This window comes from Albimonas marina, assembly GCF_029223255.1.
Lineage (GTDB): Bacteria > Pseudomonadota > Alphaproteobacteria > Rhodobacterales > Rhodobacteraceae > Albimonas.
The window spans coordinates 399319-414750 of sequence record NZ_JARHUC010000006.1 but is presented as its reverse complement, the minus strand read 5'-3'; the positions used below and the strand labels follow the sequence as shown (position 1 = coordinate 414750).

Annotated in this window: 10 protein-coding genes; 5 read left to right on the top strand and 5 right to left on the bottom strand. The window is 74.1% G+C overall.

What is annotated here, in order from left to right; genetic code table 11:
- Positions 1 to 426: 426 nt before the first annotated feature.
- The gene (locus P2H44_RS18430) at positions 427 to 1407 is read right to left on the bottom strand and encodes a hypothetical protein (protein ID WP_275765675.1); all 981 of its coding nucleotides are present in this window, start codon (positions 1405 to 1407) and stop codon (positions 427 to 429) included.
- A gap of 68 nt (positions 1408 to 1475) precedes the next feature.
- Between P2H44_RS18430 and P2H44_RS18425 the strand changes: the two genes are divergently transcribed.
- The gene (locus tag P2H44_RS18425) at positions 1476 to 2213 is read left to right on the top strand and encodes a hypothetical protein (protein ID WP_275765674.1); all 738 of its coding nucleotides are present in this window, start codon (positions 1476 to 1478) and stop codon (positions 2211 to 2213) included.
- The gene (locus tag P2H44_RS18420) at positions 2214 to 2939 is read left to right on the top strand and encodes an FkbM family methyltransferase (protein ID WP_275765673.1); all 726 of its coding nucleotides are present in this window, start codon (positions 2214 to 2216) and stop codon (positions 2937 to 2939) included.
- A 403-nt stretch (positions 2940 to 3342) separates the two neighbouring features.
- Here the strand turns inward: P2H44_RS18420 and P2H44_RS18415 are convergent, their stop codons facing one another.
- Both P2H44_RS18415 and lysA read right to left on the bottom strand, forming a co-directional pair.
- Entirely contained in the window at positions 3343 to 6024 is a 2682-nt protein-coding gene (locus P2H44_RS18415) for a TIGR02302 family protein (protein ID WP_275765672.1), read from the bottom strand.
- 91 nt (positions 6025 to 6115) lie between these two features.
- Positions 6116 to 7384 (bottom strand): diaminopimelate decarboxylase, encoded by a 1269-nt coding sequence (gene lysA, locus P2H44_RS18410; protein WP_275765671.1) that lies wholly within the window; start codon positions 7382 to 7384, stop codon positions 6116 to 6118.
- A 548-nt stretch (positions 7385 to 7932) separates the two neighbouring features.
- Between lysA and pheT the strand changes: the two genes are divergently transcribed.
- Positions 7933 to 10368: a phenylalanine--tRNA ligase subunit beta gene (gene pheT / locus P2H44_RS18405; protein ID WP_275765669.1), complete on the top strand. Its 2436-nt coding sequence runs from the start codon at positions 7933 to 7935 to the stop codon at positions 10366 to 10368.
- 103 nt (positions 10369 to 10471) lie between these two features.
- Here pheT and P2H44_RS18400 read toward each other — a convergent pair whose 3' ends face one another.
- Positions 10472 to 11500: a CPBP family intramembrane glutamic endopeptidase gene (locus P2H44_RS18400; RefSeq protein ID WP_275765667.1), complete on the bottom strand. Its 1029-nt coding sequence runs from the start codon at positions 11498 to 11500 to the stop codon at positions 10472 to 10474.
- 375 nt (positions 11501 to 11875) lie between these two features.
- On the opposite strand from P2H44_RS18400, the gene ilvD reads away from it, so the two are divergent.
- Positions 11876 to 13609 carry a dihydroxy-acid dehydratase gene (ilvD, locus tag P2H44_RS18395; protein ID WP_275765665.1) on the top strand — a complete coding sequence of 578 codons (1734 nt, stop codon included), beginning with the start codon at positions 11876 to 11878 and terminating at the stop codon, positions 13607 to 13609.
- A 13-nt stretch (positions 13610 to 13622) separates the two neighbouring features.
- Complete coding sequence (locus P2H44_RS18390; protein ID WP_275765664.1) at positions 13623 to 14537, top strand: hypothetical protein; 915 nt, start codon at positions 13623 to 13625, stop codon at positions 14535 to 14537.
- A gap of 24 nt (positions 14538 to 14561) precedes the next feature.
- On the opposite strand, the gene P2H44_RS18385 is transcribed toward P2H44_RS18390, so the two are convergent.
- The gene (locus P2H44_RS18385) at positions 14562 to 15392 is read right to left on the bottom strand and encodes a potassium channel family protein (protein WP_275765663.1); all 831 of its coding nucleotides are present in this window, start codon (positions 15390 to 15392) and stop codon (positions 14562 to 14564) included.
- Positions 15393 to 15432: the final 40 nt, after the last annotated feature.

Genomic DNA, 15432 nt, shown 5'->3' with positions numbered 1-15432 from the left:
GAAACGTTCCGAAGAACGTCCATCCGACGTTTTGGACCTGCATGCATCACTTACTGGCGACCAATCCCACCCCAACCGTAGTCAGAGCAAGTTGGCCACGTAGTACCTGCCTCATCGTCCACCCCAATCCCGAAAGATCAGAGCTTCCTCAGCAGGCGACATGCAGACTTCAAAACCGTCAGGAAAGATCCCCAACAACCGAACCGTCCGCACGTCCCTTCCAGAACCCGCTATGTCAAAGAGCCTGGCGACAACCCGTCCGCTCGTTCCTGTCGGAACGCTCTGGACGCTCGCGGCTGCCGCTGAACCGGCCGAGAAGCAGCGCCCCTCGTCGGTGAGGCGGTTTCTAGGGGGATTCCCCGGTGGCTGCAACCGCTTTTTTGACAGAACGACGTATTTTTTCTCTTTTGGTAAATGACAGTTTTTTCAGCGACTTACGAATACCGCCCCGGACGCCAGCCAAGGTTCCGTAGCGCCATGCGGGAGAATCTCCGGAGGAATCTCCATCGCGGACGCCACGGAAATGGGCGCCTCGCCCCCCGCCGGCAGCGCCGCGGCCGCGCCGGGAGAGGCCAGGAGGGCGGCGGCGAGCGCCCGACCGTCCGCCGCGAGAATCCGGGGCGCGGCGGCCAGCGCCGGGACCAGGCGGGAGAGCGGCGTCGCGTCGGGATCGAGCGCCAGCGCGCCCGTCCGCCCGGCGGCCGCGCGCAGGGCGCGGGCGGCCTCGCCGTCGACGGAGGGCAGCAGGACCACGGGCGGCCCCACGTCCCGCGCGCCGCCGGCGAAGGCCTCGCGCACCCGCCGGGCGCCTTCGCGCAGCTCCGCCGCGGCAGGGGCGGCCTCGGGGCGCCAGGCGCGGGGGGCGGAGATCACCTTGTCCCAGGCATGCGCCTTCACCGCCCGCGGCGCGAAGACGCCGGCGTTCAGCATCTCCTGCATCCGGTCGAGCCGCGCGAGCGGCAGGCCGACCAGCGCCACCGCCCCGGCCGCCTCCGGATCCCGGTCCAGCATCAGGGCGCGGGGCAGCGCCTCGGTGAGGATGGCGGCGAGGTCGGCCCGCTCCCCGTACCAGATCGGGGCGATCGCGGGATATCGCAGGCGGCTGGGGAAGGTCTGCACGATCCAGTCGGTGGGGCGCGGCTCCCCCCCCGCCCCGGGCGGGGGCGGGGCGAGGCGTCGGCCGCCCAGGAACAGCGCGCCGGACATCGGGTTCGCGGCGACGGGCCCCTCGATCCGGCGCAGGCCCTCCGCCACCGGCCCGTCCAGGGGGCGGCGCGCGGCGCGGGGGAGCGCCTCCCACGGCGTCGAGAGGGCCGCGCGAAGGCCGGCGAAGTCGAGGCGCGCCCAGGCGGCGCGGGCGGCGGTCAGCATCCGCGCCCGCGCGTCCGCGTCCCGGCCCTTCGCCATTGCTCCGCCATGCGCCCGCTCCTACGGTCCATCCGCCGCCCGGGGTGGGGCGGGATCTCGGGGGCACGATGGCGCGGCCGGTCTTCAACCTCAACCTGTTCTCCAACGTCGCCTCGGCGGATCCGGCGCGCTGCCTGGCGGGCCACGCGGGCGCGAGCTTCCTCGCCGCCTTCGACCCCGAGGCGAGCCACGACCTGCGCATCCGTCTGTTCTGCGACCCCAATCCCAACCCCCAGGTCTTCGAGGCCTGGATCGAGGCCGCCCGCGCCCCCCTGCCCGGCCGCGAGATCGAGGTGGTGGCGACCTCGGGCCTCGCCGACGGCTACCGCCGCTCGATCGAGATGGCCGAGGGCGCCTACGCCTGCCAGCTGGAGCATGACTTCGTGTTCCTGGCCCCCGCGATCGACCACCCGCTGGGCGCGCTGGTCGAGGGGATGGCGGCGCATGGGATCAACCACCTGCGCTTCAACAAGCGCTGGAACCGGCCGGTGGGCTACGACCACTTCATGACGCCCCAGCCCCAGGTCCCCTTCCCCTGCTGCCGCGTCTCGGGCCGCTCGAACAACCCGCACCTCGTCGACGTCGCCCATGCGCGGGCGCGGGTGTTGCCGTTCATCCCCGCCGAGGCGCGCAAGGCCGAGGGGCTGGAGGGGGTGGTGGACCTCTACGCCGGGGGCGGTCATGTCTACGGACCGTTGGGGCATCCGGCCGCCGTGGGGCATCTCGACGGGCGCGCGCGGCGCTGGCGAGACGGGATCCGGCGCCGGCTGTGGCTGGCGCGGCAGGCCGGGGTGGGGAGAGGCTGAATGCGTCTGTGGTGGAGCATCCGGAAGCGGCTGGCGCGGCTCGACCGTCGCCCGCGGGTGGTGGAGCGGCTGGGCGCGCGCTGGGCGCTGGATCCCAACGACTGGCTGGACCTGCGCCTGCTGGCGGGCCAGCCGTTCGAGGCCGAGCAGCGCGCCCGCTTCGCCGACGCCGTGGCGCGGGCGCGGCCCGCGCGGCTCTACGACATCGGCGCGAACTTCGGCCTCTATTCCGTGACGCTGGGCCTCGCGCATCCCGACCTGCCCATCGAGGCGTTCGAGCCGGTCTCGACCACCCGCGCGAAGCTCGAGGGGAACCTCGCGCTGAACGGGCTGGCGGAGCGGGTGCGCGTGCATCCGCTAGCCCTGTCGGACGCGGAGGGGGAGGCGGAGATCGCCATCGACCCGCGCTCCTCGGGCCTCTCGACCCTCTCGGCCTCGGCGGACGAGGCGGCGCGGCGGGATTTCGCGCGGGCGGAGACGATCCGCACCGCCCGGCTCGACGACCTCGCGGCGCCCGAGGGCGAGACGCTGGCCTTCAAGATCGACGTCGAGGGCCACGAGGTCGCCGCCCTGCGCGGCATGGCCCGGATCCTGGCGGCGAACCGCGGGGTGATGATGATCGAGACCCGCGCGCGCAACGCGCCCGAGGTCCTCGCCCTGCTGACCAAGGCCGGCTGGCGCGAGACCGGGCGCGTGCAGGAAGAGATTTTCCTCGAGAAGCCCTGAGCGCTTCCGGGGCCGCAGTTTCGTGCGCCGCGGCGCGACGCCCGAGGGCGGAGGCCGCGGCGTGAGCCGTCGCGCCCGGGGCCGCCGTCCCGCTCGCCGCGGCGGCGCGGCCTCGGTGCCTGGGGCCGGCCGGGACGGGGGCGACGGTCGCGACGACCTCGGGGCGTCCGGGCGGTGAGGCGCCTCCGGACCCTCGGGAACGCCGCCCGCGCCTGAACCAACCCTTCCGTCGCCTGCGCCAAGATCGCCGCGGGCGCGCGCCCCGGGCCTGACCCGGGGCCTCCTGCGCTCCGCCCGCCGACGGACGAAACGGGAAACGCCCCGCACGACGGCGGGGCGTTCCGATCTTCAGCCGGCGTTCGGGGCCGACGCAGCGGCGGTCGCAGCCGGACCAGCCGCGGCCTCAGAACCGCTCCAGCAGCCGGCGCAGGTATTCCAGCTCCACCTCCGGTCGGGTGCGGTCGCCGGCGCGGCGGCGGATCTCGTCGAGCAGCTCCCGCGCCCGCTTCAGCGCCTCCTGCCCCGGCACCTCGGTGTCCGAGCCCTCCATCGCGCCGCGGTTGGCGGTGGGGCGGCCCAGCGGGTCGCGGCCCTCGTCCTGGGCGTTGGGGTCGCCCTCGCCCGCGCGGTCGCCCTGGCCGTTGCGGGCCTGCTGGCGCATCGCCTCGCCCAGCTGCCGGGCGCCCTCGCGCAGGTTCTCCATCGCCTGCACCTGGTCGTCCAGCGCCTCGCCGGGATCGTCGCCCTCCAGCGCCTCGCGGGCGCCGTCCATGGATTCGTCCGCGCCGCGCAGCGCCTCCTCGGCCTCGGGGCTCAGGCCGCGGGGCAGGTTGCGGCGCAGCTGATCGAGGAGCTGGCGCAGCGCCTCCTGCTCCTGCGCCGCGCCGGCCATGCCGTTGCCCTGCTGGTCGCCGCCCATGCCGGGCACGCCCTGCTCGCCCTGGCCGTTCTGGCCGAACTCCTGCCCGCCCTGGCCGCCGCGCTGGCCCTGCTGGCCCTCGCCCGGCTGGCCGGGCTGGCCGTTCTGGCCCTGCCGGCGCTGCATCTCGCCGAAGCTGCGGTCGGCCAGATCCTGCTGCTCGCGCAGCATGTCGTTGAGCTGGTCGAGGCTCTGCTGACCCTCCCCCTGCTGGCCCTCGCCGCCCTGCTGGGCGCGCATCTGCAGGTTCTGCAGCATCTGGGCGAGCTGCTCGAGCATCCGCTGCGCGGCCGCGGGATCCTCCTGCGCCATGCGCTCGATCTCGTCGAGCATCTCCTGCAGGTCCCGGTTCGAGAGCTGCTGGCCGCCACGCTGCTCGCCCTGCTGGTCGAGCTGGTCGAGGTTCTCCATCGCCTGGCGCGCCATCTCGTTGAGCAGCTCGTTCATCGCCTGGCGCATCTCCTCCATCAGGCGGGAGATCTCCTCGGGCGAGGCGCCGCGCTCGATCGCGTCGGACAGCCGCTCCTTGGCGCGGCGCAGACGCTCTGCGGCGGAGTTCAGGTCCCCCTCCTCCAGCATCAGCGCGGCCTGCCACAGCAGGTCCATGACCGAGCCGACCTCCTCGGCCTGCCGCCCGTCGGCCAGCGCGTAGTCCAGCCGCCGGATCGCCGAGCGGATCATCAGGTAGGGGCCGGCGAGGTTGTCGAACCAGTCGTCGGGATAGGCGGTGGCGGCCTTCAGGCGCTGCGAGGCGGGGGCGAGGTTGCCCATCGACCAGGCCATCGCCCGCCGCTCCTCCACCAGGGCGCGGGCCATGGGGTCGTAGAAGGGGCGCGCGGGCAGCACGGCCTTGCGCGGGCCGGCCTGGGCCGACTGGCCCAGCGCGTCCTCGGCGTGAAGGGTGACGGTGACGGGCAGGCCCGCCCAGCCATGCTCGGTCAGATCCTCGATCAGCGCCTCGCGCACCGTCTCTGCGGCGCCGGTCAGGGGCAGGGGCAGCTCGATCTCGATGGGCGTCTCCAGCCCCGGCGGCGGGGGCGGCGTCTCGTCGGTCGCGCCCAGCGCCTCGCGGTCCAGCGCGATCACCGCCCAGGCGGTGGTCACGCCGTGGTCGTCGGCGGCCTGGAAGGCCACGCGCAGCGCCCCGGTCTCGGCCTGGTCCACGGCGGGTCCGGCCTCGTCGTCGAAGGCGATGCTGGGGGGCGCGTCCTGCGCGATCTCGAACGACCAGGCGACGCCCGCCCCCTGCCCCGGATCGACCGAGAGAGAGCCGGTGCGCACGGCCTCGAGCTGCAGGTCCCAGGTCCGCTCCCCGAAGGGCGCGAGGGCGACCTCCGCGCCCGCCACGTCTTGGCTCAGCGCCGGGGTCTCGGCGGCGTTGTAGACCCGCAGCGAGATGCGCGAGCCCTGGGGCAGCGCCACCGTCTGGCCGGCCCGTTCGGTCAGGTAGACCATCTGCGCGCCGGTGTAGGCGGGGGGCGTGGCCCAGGCCTCGACCGAGGGCCGGATCTCGACGGCGCCCGAAGGCGCGGCGCCCGGATCGAAGGCCGAGACCACCCGGTCCCCGCCCCCGCCGGCCGCGGCCAGCAGGCCGAAGAGAAGCAGGCCCAGCGCCGTCAGGCGGAAAGCCATCGGATCGCGGGAGGACAGGCGCAGCTCGGCGGCGCGGGCCTTCAGCAGGCCCGCCTGCTCGGCCATGCGCCGCTGGTGCGCGGCCCAGACCGCGCGCGCGCCCGAATCGGAGATGCCGGTCGCCTGCCGGTCCGCCAGCGCCGCCAGCGGCCGGTCGGCATGGTCCACCTCCAGCGAGGCCCGCGCCTCGGCCGCGGTGGGCCGGCGGAAGCTGCGCACTCCCCAGACGACGGTGGCGACGAACCCCAGGCCGAAGACGATCAGCGCGCCCAGGTGCGCCCAGCGCGGCATCGCCTCGAACGCGCCGGCGAGCGCCAGGCCCAGGAAGGCCGCGACCACCGCGTAGGCCGGCCAGACCGACTGCACGATCCGCTCCAGCCACAGCGCGCGCAGGCTGCGCCGGGTCTCGCGCGCGATGCGCGCCTGCACGGGATCGGGCGCCGGGCGCTCCGCCCCCGCGGCGTCGCCGCGATCCGGCCCCGCGGCGTCGCCGCGATCCAGGCCGGTCCGGGGGTCCTCGGTGGGACGGGTCATTCAGCGGCCCTCCGCGCCAGGGGGCCCCGCGCGCGGCCCGGGACGGGAGCGGCGGAGCGGTCGCCCGCGCCCGGATCCGCGGACCCGGACCTCAGGCGGTCCAGGAGGGAATGGTATCCCGGGCGATCATCTCGTCAAAGCTCGGTCGCGCCCGGACCACGGCGAATTGATCGCCGTTCACCAGAACCTCGGGCACCAGTCTGCGGCCATTGTATTCAGAAGACATGACCGCGCCATAGGCGCCCGCGCTGCGGAAGGCGACCAGGTCGCCCGCCTCCAGCGGCGGCAGCGGACGGGCCCTGGCGAAGGTGTCGCCGGATTCGCAGACCGGGCCGACCACGTCGACCTCCGCGCGCTCGACCCCCGGCGCAGGCTCGCGCACCGGGACGATGTCGTGCCAGGCGTCGTACATCGCCGGGCGCACCAGGTCGTTCATCGCCGCGTCCAGCACCAGGAACACCCGGCCCTCGCCCTGCTTGCGATAGACCACGCGCCCCACCAGGATCCCGGCGTTGCCGGCGATCAGGCGGCCGGGCTCGATCTCGATCTCGCAGCCCAGGTCCCCCACCGTGCGCTTGACCAGCGCGCCGTAGTCGAAGGGCAGAGGCGGCGCCTCGTTGGCCTGGCGGTAGGGAATGCCCAGGCCGCCGCCCAGGTCGATGCGGCGGATGTCGTGGCCGTCCTCGCGCAGCAGGCGGGTCAGCTCGGCGACCTTCTCGAAGGCGCTCTCGAACGGCGCGAGGTCGGTCAGCTGGCTGCCGATGTGCACGTCGACGCCGATCACCTCGATCCCCGGCAGGGCCTTGGCGCGGGCGTAGGCCTCCCGCGCGCGGGCGATGGGGATGCCGAACTTGTTCTCCGACTTGCCGGTGGCGATCTTGGCGTGGGTCTTGGCGTCCACGTCCGGGTTCACCCGCAGCGCCACCGGGGCGCTCCGGTTCTCGGCCACCGCCACCTGGGAGACGAGCTCCAGCTCCTCGAAGCTCTCGACGTTGAGCTGGCGGACGTTGTGCGCGAGCGCGAAGGCGATCTCCTCCGCCGTCTTGCCCACGCCCGAGAACACCACCCGGCCGCCGGGCACGCCGGCGGCGAGCGCCCGGCGGAACTCCCCCTCCGAGACCACGTCCATCCCCGCGCCGAGATCGCCCAGCGTCTTGAGCACCGCGAGGTTCCCGTTCGCCTTCACCGCATAGGCGATCAGGTGCGGCAGGCCCGACAGCGCCTCGTCGAAGACCCGGTAGTGACGGGTCAGCGTGGCGGTCGAGTAGATGTAGAGGGGCGTGCCCACCGCGGCGACGATGTCGGCCACAGGCACGTCCTCGGCATGAAGCTGGCCGTCGCGATAGAGAAAGTGGTCCATCGGATCCCCCGGGGAAGCGTTGCGAGGCGGGGTAGGACGGAACGGGCGGCGGGACAAGGGGGACGGAGTCCGCAGGCGCCCTGCGGGCGGGCTTGGGCCTGTTGCGGGGGGCGCGCCCGGACTGGAAAGGGGGGAGCCTCCGGCGGGCTCCTGACTCACCAAAGAACAGGGCCGCGCCTGTCCTCCGGATCCGTCTCTCGCTGATGGATGCCTGAGCGAGTCGGGGGGCGGGGTCAAGGACAAGCCCCGCTTGCGCGGGGTCGCTTCGCGATCCCTGACCCCGCCCCCCGACTCGCTCTTTCCGGCATCCGCGAGAGACGGCTCCGGAGAACAGGCGCTTCGCGACCCGGTGCGGGCGTCGCGCCGGGCGCCCGGGGCTGCAGGCGGGGAGACGGGGGGGCCGGGCGCCTGCGCCGGGGGGCGCCGCGGGCGGGGCGGGGCGGCCGGCGCGACGGGGGACGCGGCGCCTGCGCGGGCTTGCGGGAGTGGACACCGGGCGCGGGAAAGGTAGAACGCCCGGGAAGCGACACGCGCAGCGGAGCGATGCGATGAAGTTCACCCTCTCCTGGCTCAAGGAGCACCTCGACACCGAGGCCACCGCCGAGGAGATCGCCGAGACCCTCACCGACCTCGGGCTGGAGCTCGAGTCGCTGGAGGATCCGGCGGCGTCGCTCGGCGCGTTCACCATCTGCCGGGTGATCGAGGCCGTCCAGCACCCCAACGCCGACCGGCTGCGCCTGTGCCGGGTCGAGACCTGGCCCAACGGCCCGGCCTCGCCCTCGGAAGAGGTGCAGGTCGTCTGCGGCGCGCCCAACGCGCGCACCGGCCTGGTCGGCGTCTTCGCCCGCCCCGGCCTGCACATCCCCGGCACCGGCGTCGACCTGAAGCCCGGCGTGATCCGCGGCGTCGAGTCGAACGGCATGCTGTGCTCCGAGCGGGAGCTGATGATCTCCGAGGACCACGACGGGATCATCGACCTGCCCGAAAGCGCGCCGCTGGGCGCGCGCTACATCGACTACGCGGGCCTCAACGACCCGGTCTTCGACATCGCCATCACCCCCAACCGCCCCGACGCGCTGGGCGTGGCGGGCGTGGCGCGCGACCTCGCCGCGCGCGGCCTGGGCCGCCTGAAGACCCCGGCGATCGAGCCCGTGCCAGGCAAGTTCCCCTCGCCGATCGCGGTGACGATCGCCGACGACGTGGCGCAGGGCGCCTGCCCCGTCTTCGCCGGCCGCCTGATCCGCGGCGTGAAGAACGGCCATTCGCCGGCCTGGCTGCAGAAGAAGCTGCGCGCCATCGGCCTGCGCCCGATCTCGGCGCTCGTCGACGTCACCAACCTGATCACCTTCGACCGCGGCCGCCCGCTGCACGTCTTCGACGCCGCCAAGGTGACCGGCGACCTGGTGGTCCGCTTCTCGCGCGAGGGCGAGGAGCTGCTGGCCCTCGACGGCAAGACCTACGCGCTGCCCGAGGGCGTCACGATCATCGCCGACGACGCCGGCGTGGAATCGCTGGGCGGCATCATGGGCGGCGAGCACTCGGGCTGCACCGAGGAGACCACCGACGTCTTCGTCGAGGCCGCCTGGTTCGATCCCGTGCGCACCGCCCTGTCGGGCCGCAAGCTGAAGATCAACTCCGACGCCCGCTACCGCTTCGACCGCGGCGTGGACCCGGAAAGCTGCGTGCCGGGCATCGAGCTCGCCACGAAGCTGATCCTCGAGCTCTGCGGCGGCGAGCCCTCCGAGATCCTGGTCGCGGGCAAGACCCCCGACACCGCGCGCAGCTACCGGCTGGACCCGGCGCGCTGCGCCTCGCTGGTCGGCATGGACATCGCCGAGGCGGAGCAGGTCCGCATCCTCGAATCGCTGGGCTTCACGCCCCGCGAAGAGGGCGGCGTGATCATGGTCGGCGTCCCCTCCTGGCGCCCCGACGTGATGGGCGAGGCGGACCTGGTCGAGGAGGTGGCCCGCGTCGCCTCCCTCACCAAGCTCGAGGCCAAGCCCCTGCCCCGCCTCTCGACCGGCGTCACCCGGCCGACGATGACGCTGGGCCAGAAGCGCGAGGCGGCGGTGCGCCGGACGCTCGCCGCCCAGGGCATGAACGAGTGCGTCACCTACTCCTTCGTCGCCCAGAAGCACGCCGCGGCCTTCGGCGGCGGCGACGAGGCGGTGAAGCTGGAGAACCCCATCTCCTCCGAGATGAGCCACATGCGCCCCGATCCCCTGCCCGGCCTGCTGGCCGCGGCGGCGCGGAACCAGGCGCGCGGCGCGGCCGAGATCGCGCTCTTCGAGATCGGCCCCGGCTGGTCGGGCGGCGAGCCGGAGGACCAGCGCATCACCGCCTCGGGCGTGATCGTGGGCGCCATGGCCCCGCGGGAGTGGTCCGGCGCCCGCCGCGCCCCCGACCTGTGGGACGCCAAGGCCGCGGCCGAGGCCGCGCTCTCCGCCCTCGGCGTCAACGTCGAGCGGCTGATGCCGCTGCGCCAGGCGCCGGAGTGGTTCCACCCCGGCCGCTCGGCGGTGCTGGGGCTCGGCCCGAAGAACCCGCTGGCGGCCTTCGGCGAACTGCACCCCCGCGCGCTCGAGGCGATGGACGTGAAGGGGCCGGCGGTCGCCTTCACCATCTACCTCGACAACGTCCCCGCCCCCAAGGCCCGCACCATCGCCCGCCCGGCGCTGGCGGCCTCCGACTTCCAGGCGGTCGAGCGGGACTTCGCCTTCGTCGTGGACGCCCAGACCGAGGCCGAGACCCTGCTGCGCGCCGCCCGCGGCGCCGACAAGAAGCTGGTCGAGAGCGCGGTGATCTTCGACGTCTTCGACGGCCCGAAGGCGGCGCAGTCGCTGGGCGAGGGCAAGAAGTCGCTCGCCCTGTCGGTGCGCCTCCAGCCCGCCGACCGGACGCTGACCGACGAGGAGATCGAGGCGGTGGCCAAGAAGGTCGTCGCCGCCGTGACCAAGGCCACCGGCGGCGTGCTGCGAAGCTGAGACGCGGCCTCGCCGGTCCGGAATGCGAAAGGGGGCCCCGCGGCCCCCTTTTTCATGCGCCGCCCGCAGGGGCGCCCGTCAGTCGCCGTCCCCGCAGGGCCGCCTATTCCGCCGGAACGGCCGGCCCGGCCGGCCCGTGAGAATCGCGGCTCGGCGTCGGCTCGCGCGCCGCGGCGCCCTCCGGGGGCGCGGCTGCGCCCAGGCCCGCCTGCTCCGCCTTCTCGGCCCGTCGCGCGGCGCGCCAGGCGCGCAGGAAGCGGAAGTCCATGTAGCCCATGAACAGCGCGGCCCCGATGAACATCATCACCACGTAGGCGATGCGCGGGGCGAAGCTGTCCACCGTCTGCGGCACCACGAACAGCGCCAGGCCCGAGACCAGCTCCTGCGGGGAGACGAAGGCGATGTTGACCAGGTTGATCCCGAAATGCAGCCCGATCGCAGCCCCCAGGTTGGCGGTGCGCGAGGTCACCGCCGCCATCACCAGCCCGAAGAAGAAGTGATACCAGGAGAAGCCCAGCCAGGCCCCCTCGGTCGGATGCGCGAAGCCGAACAGGATCGAGGGCGCCACCGACCAGCCGATGATCGACAGCGAGCGCGCCGCGAACTGCTGCAGCAGGTAGCCGCGGAACAGCATCTCCTCGGCCGCGCATTGCACGAAGATCAGGGGGGCGGCCAGCATCAGCAGGCCCAGCCAGCCCGCCAGCGACGGGAAGACGATGATCTCGGGCCCGTGCAGCGCCAGCAGCGGGATCCAGGCCGCCGCCCCCACCGCCAGCGCCACCGCCAGGCCCAGCCGGAAATGGCCCCAGTCGATGCGCCCCTGCGGGCCGAACAGGGTGTTGGCCGGACGCCGGTGCACCAAGGGCAGCACCAGCCACAGCGCCGGCCACACCGCCAGGAACGCGCCCAGCGTCATCAGCACGCCCAGCGGCGCATGCAGGGTGGCCGCGTCGCGCGCCACCGGGGCCTCGTCGGGGCCCAGCAGCGCCGCGGCCATGCCCAGGCGCGCGACCTTCACGAACAGGAAGACGAATCCGGCCGTCAGCGCCACGCCGATCACCGTCCGAACCGCGCTCGCGCCCCGCACGGCGGGGGCGGCGTAGGCGACCAGCGGGTGGGTGAATCGGGTCATACGTCGCCGCCACCGGGAAGCCCGCGCGGCGGGCCGGAACGGCGAAGATAGGCGGGGCGCGACGCGCCGTCCAGCCGAATAATTCATAGATCATTCATATTCGATGCAAATGCGCGCGAGCGGGCCTCGCCGCCCCCGGATTTTCATCCAGCGGGCCCCCGATCCGCCGCCGCCGCGCCCCGCCGCGGGGCCTGCGCCGGCCGCCCCGAGTCCGGGCGCCATGCCGCGGCGCGCTCTCCCGGCGGCAGGCCTTTCCTCCCCGGCGGCTGGGGCGTATCGTCCGGCGCAGCCAAGAAGGACGGACGAGCCGTCCGCCGGGAGGATGACCGTCCGTTTCGGGCCCCCGTTCCGAAGCCTCTCACACATGCGAAGCCGATGGACGCCAAGACCAGCCTGAAGTCCCGCCTGCCCTCCCGTCACGTGACGGAGGGTCCCGAGCGGGCGCCCAACCGCTCCTTCTTCCACGCCATGGGGCTGAGCGACGAGGAGATCCACCGTCCCTTCGTCGGCGTCGCCACCTGCTGGAACGAGGCCGCGCCGTGCAACATCGCCCTCTCGCGCCAGGCGCAGGCGGCGAAGCTGGGGGTGAAGGCCGCCGGCGGCACCCCGCGCGAGTTCACCACCATCACCGTCACCGACGGCATCGCGATGGGGCACGAGGGCATGCGCTCCTCGCTCGCCAGCCGCGAGGCGATCGCGGACACGGTGGAGCTCACCATGCGCGGCCACGCCTACGACGCGCTCGTCGGCCTCGCGGGCTGCGACAAGTCCCTGCCCGGCATGATGATGGCGATGGTCCGCCTCAACGTGCCGTCGGTCTTCGTCTACGGCGGCTCGATCCTGCCCGGCCGGCACGAGGGCCGCGACCTCACCGTCCAGGACGTGTTCGAGGCGGTCGGCAAGCACCAGGCCGGCGAGATATCCGACGCCGAGCTCGCGATCATCGAGCGGGTCGCCTGCCCCTCCGCCGGCGCCTGCGGCGGCCAGTTCACCGCCAACACCATGGCCTGCGTCTCCGAGGCCATCGGCCTCGCCCTGCCGCTGAGCTCCGGCGCGCCCGCCCCTTACGAGAGCCGCGACCAGTTCTGCGAGGCCTCGGGCCAGGCGGTGATGGCGCTGGTCGAATCGAACCTGCGCCCGCGCGACATCGTCACCCGCAAGAGCCTCGAGAACGCCGCCCGCATCGTCGCCTGCACCGGCGGGTCGACCAACGGCGGCCTGCACCTGCCCGCCATCGCCCACGAGGCGGGGATCGAGTTCACCCTCGACGACGTCTGCGAGATCTTCCGCTCGACCCCCTATTTCGTCGACCTCGTCCCCGGCGGCCGCTACGTGGCCAAGGACCTCTACGAGGCCGGCGGCGTGCCGATCGTGCTCAAGGAGCTGGCGAAGGCCGGCCTCCTGCACCTCGACTGCATGACGGTCACCGGCAAGACCATGGGCGAGAACCTCGAAGAGGTGACCGGCAAGCCCGACGGGAAGGTCATCCATCCCATCGAGACCCCGATCACCCCCACCGGCGGCGTCGTCGGGCTGAAGGGCAACCTCGCGCCCGACGGGGCCATCGTGAAGGTCGCCGGCATCGCGGCCGAGAACCAGGTCTTCACCGGCCCCGCCCGCGTCTTCGAATGCGAGGAGGACGCCTACGCCGCCGTCAAGGCGCGCTCCTACAAGGAAGGCGAGGTCCTCGTGATCCGCAACGAGGGCCCCGCCGGCGGCCCCGGCATGCGCGAGATGCTGGCCACCACCGCCGCCCTCTCCGGCCAGGGCATGGGCAAGAAGGTGGCGCTGATCACCGACGGGCGATTCTCGGGCGCCACCCGCGGCTTCTGCGTGGGCCATGTCGGCCCCGAGGCGGCGCACGGCGGCCCCATCGCCCTGATCCGCACCGGCGACACGATCACCATCGACGCCATCAAGGGCGAGCTGACGGTGGACCTGTCGGACGACGAGCTCGCCGCCCGCAAGGCCGAGTGGGCGGGCCCGCGCCCGACCAACTACGCCTCGGGGGCGCTGTGGAAATACGCGAAGCTCGTCGGCTCGGCCCGCTACGGCGCGGTCACCCATCCCGGCGCCGCCGCAGAGACGCATGTCTACGCCGACCTCTGAGCCGAGCCCCCGCGTGAGCCGACCCGACCCCCGACCCGCCGTCCGCGACGCCCTGCGTCGCGGCGGCCCGGCCCGATCCTTCTGCGGAACCGCCCTGCCCCGCGCGGCCCTGGCGCTGGCCGCGGCGACGGCGCTGGCCGCCTGCGTGCCGCCCGGCGCGCCCAAGCCCGGCCAGACGCCCCCCGCCCAGGCCGCGGCCGCCATCCAGGCGGGCGGGCGCACCGTGGTCATCACCCCGCCCACGGGCTTCTGCGTCGATCCCGGCTCGGTCCGCCCCCAGGGCGCCGCGGCCTTCGTGCTGATCGAGGACTGCGCGCTCGCCGGCGCCGCCGACGCGCTGACCGCCGCCGACGCCGCCCCCGACCAGCCCATCGCCCAGCCGGCGACGGTCGACGGGCTCGTCACCCTCTCGATCGGCGACCACCCCCTGTTCGAGAGCGCCCCCGAGGCCGGGTTCAAGGCGCTCGAGGCCTTCCTGCGCTCCTCGGACGGGCGCGCCTCGGCGGGGCTGGGGGGCGACCCCTCGGTGGTGAAGATCGTCGAGACCCGCCAGGTCGCCGACACGCTCTACGTCCTGGTCGAGGACAAGGGCCAGCACGTCGTCCCGGTGCTGGGCGAGCGCTTCTGGCGCGCCTTCACCGAGGTCAACGACCGCGCCCTGATCGCCTCGCTCGGCGTCTTCGACAGCTCCTCGATGAAGGACGGCGCGAAGCTGGGCCACCTCGCCCGCGTGGTCACCGCGCTGAAGGAGGGCAACGGCGACGCGACCGACGCGGCCGAGCTGCGCCTCGCGGCCACCGCGCCCGTCGCGGCCCCCGCGCCGACGCCCGCCCCCGACGCGCCGCCCAAGCCCGGCCAGACCGAGACCCGCCGCGCCCTCGCGCTCGGCCCCGCCGGCCAGCCTCCGCGGCAGCGCCCCGGCGGCTGACCCCGCGCCGTCGCGGCCCCGGCCTCAGCCGTCGGGGTCGCGCCGGCGCCGCGCGCGCTGCATCGCGTCCGAGAAGGCCGCGGCCATGATGCCCGCCGGCAGCGCCACCAGCGCGATCGAGAACAGCGCCGTCAGCCCCGCGATCACCCGCCCCGCCGCGGTCACCGGCGTCGCGTCGCCGTAGCCCACCGTGGTCAGCGTCACCACCGACCACCACATCGCGCGCGGGATCGAGCCGAACACCTCCGGCTGCACGTCCTTCTCGGCCAGGTACATGGCGATCGAGGCCGCCATCAGCACCAGCCCCGCCACCGTCGCGCTGACCGTCAGCTCCATGCGCCGCTCGCGCACCGCGCGCAGCACCTCGCGCGCCGCGCGCGCCATGGCGGTGTCGGAGCCCGAGATGAACACCCGCAGCAGCCGCAGCAGCCGCAGCATCGCCGACAGGCCGTAGCCCGCCCCCGTCGCCACCTCGATCCAGATCCCCAGCAGCGCCAGCAGGTCCAGCCCCGCGTGCCAGCCGGCGGGGCCACGCAGGCTCCGCCAGCCCATCGCCCGCCAGTGCGGACTCTCGGGCTTCACCCAGGCGCGGCCCAGGAACTCGACCGTGAAGAAAGCCGCGCAGAGCGCCAGCAGCCGCTCCATCCAAGGGTGCAGGTCGGACAGCGACGGCTCGGTCAGCAGGGCCGCGGCCAGGCAGGCCAGCGCCACCATCGCCGCCACCAGCGCGTTCAGCGGCGACATCAGCTCGCCGCGCCAGCCCTCCGAATCGAGCTGCTCGTAAAGCCGCGTCCGCAGCCGCCCCAGCGGGCCCGGCGGGGCGTCGTCCTCGTCGTCCTCGTCACGGTCGCGCATCAAGCCGCCCCCCCGGGCGCCCGGCCGCGCGGTCCACGCC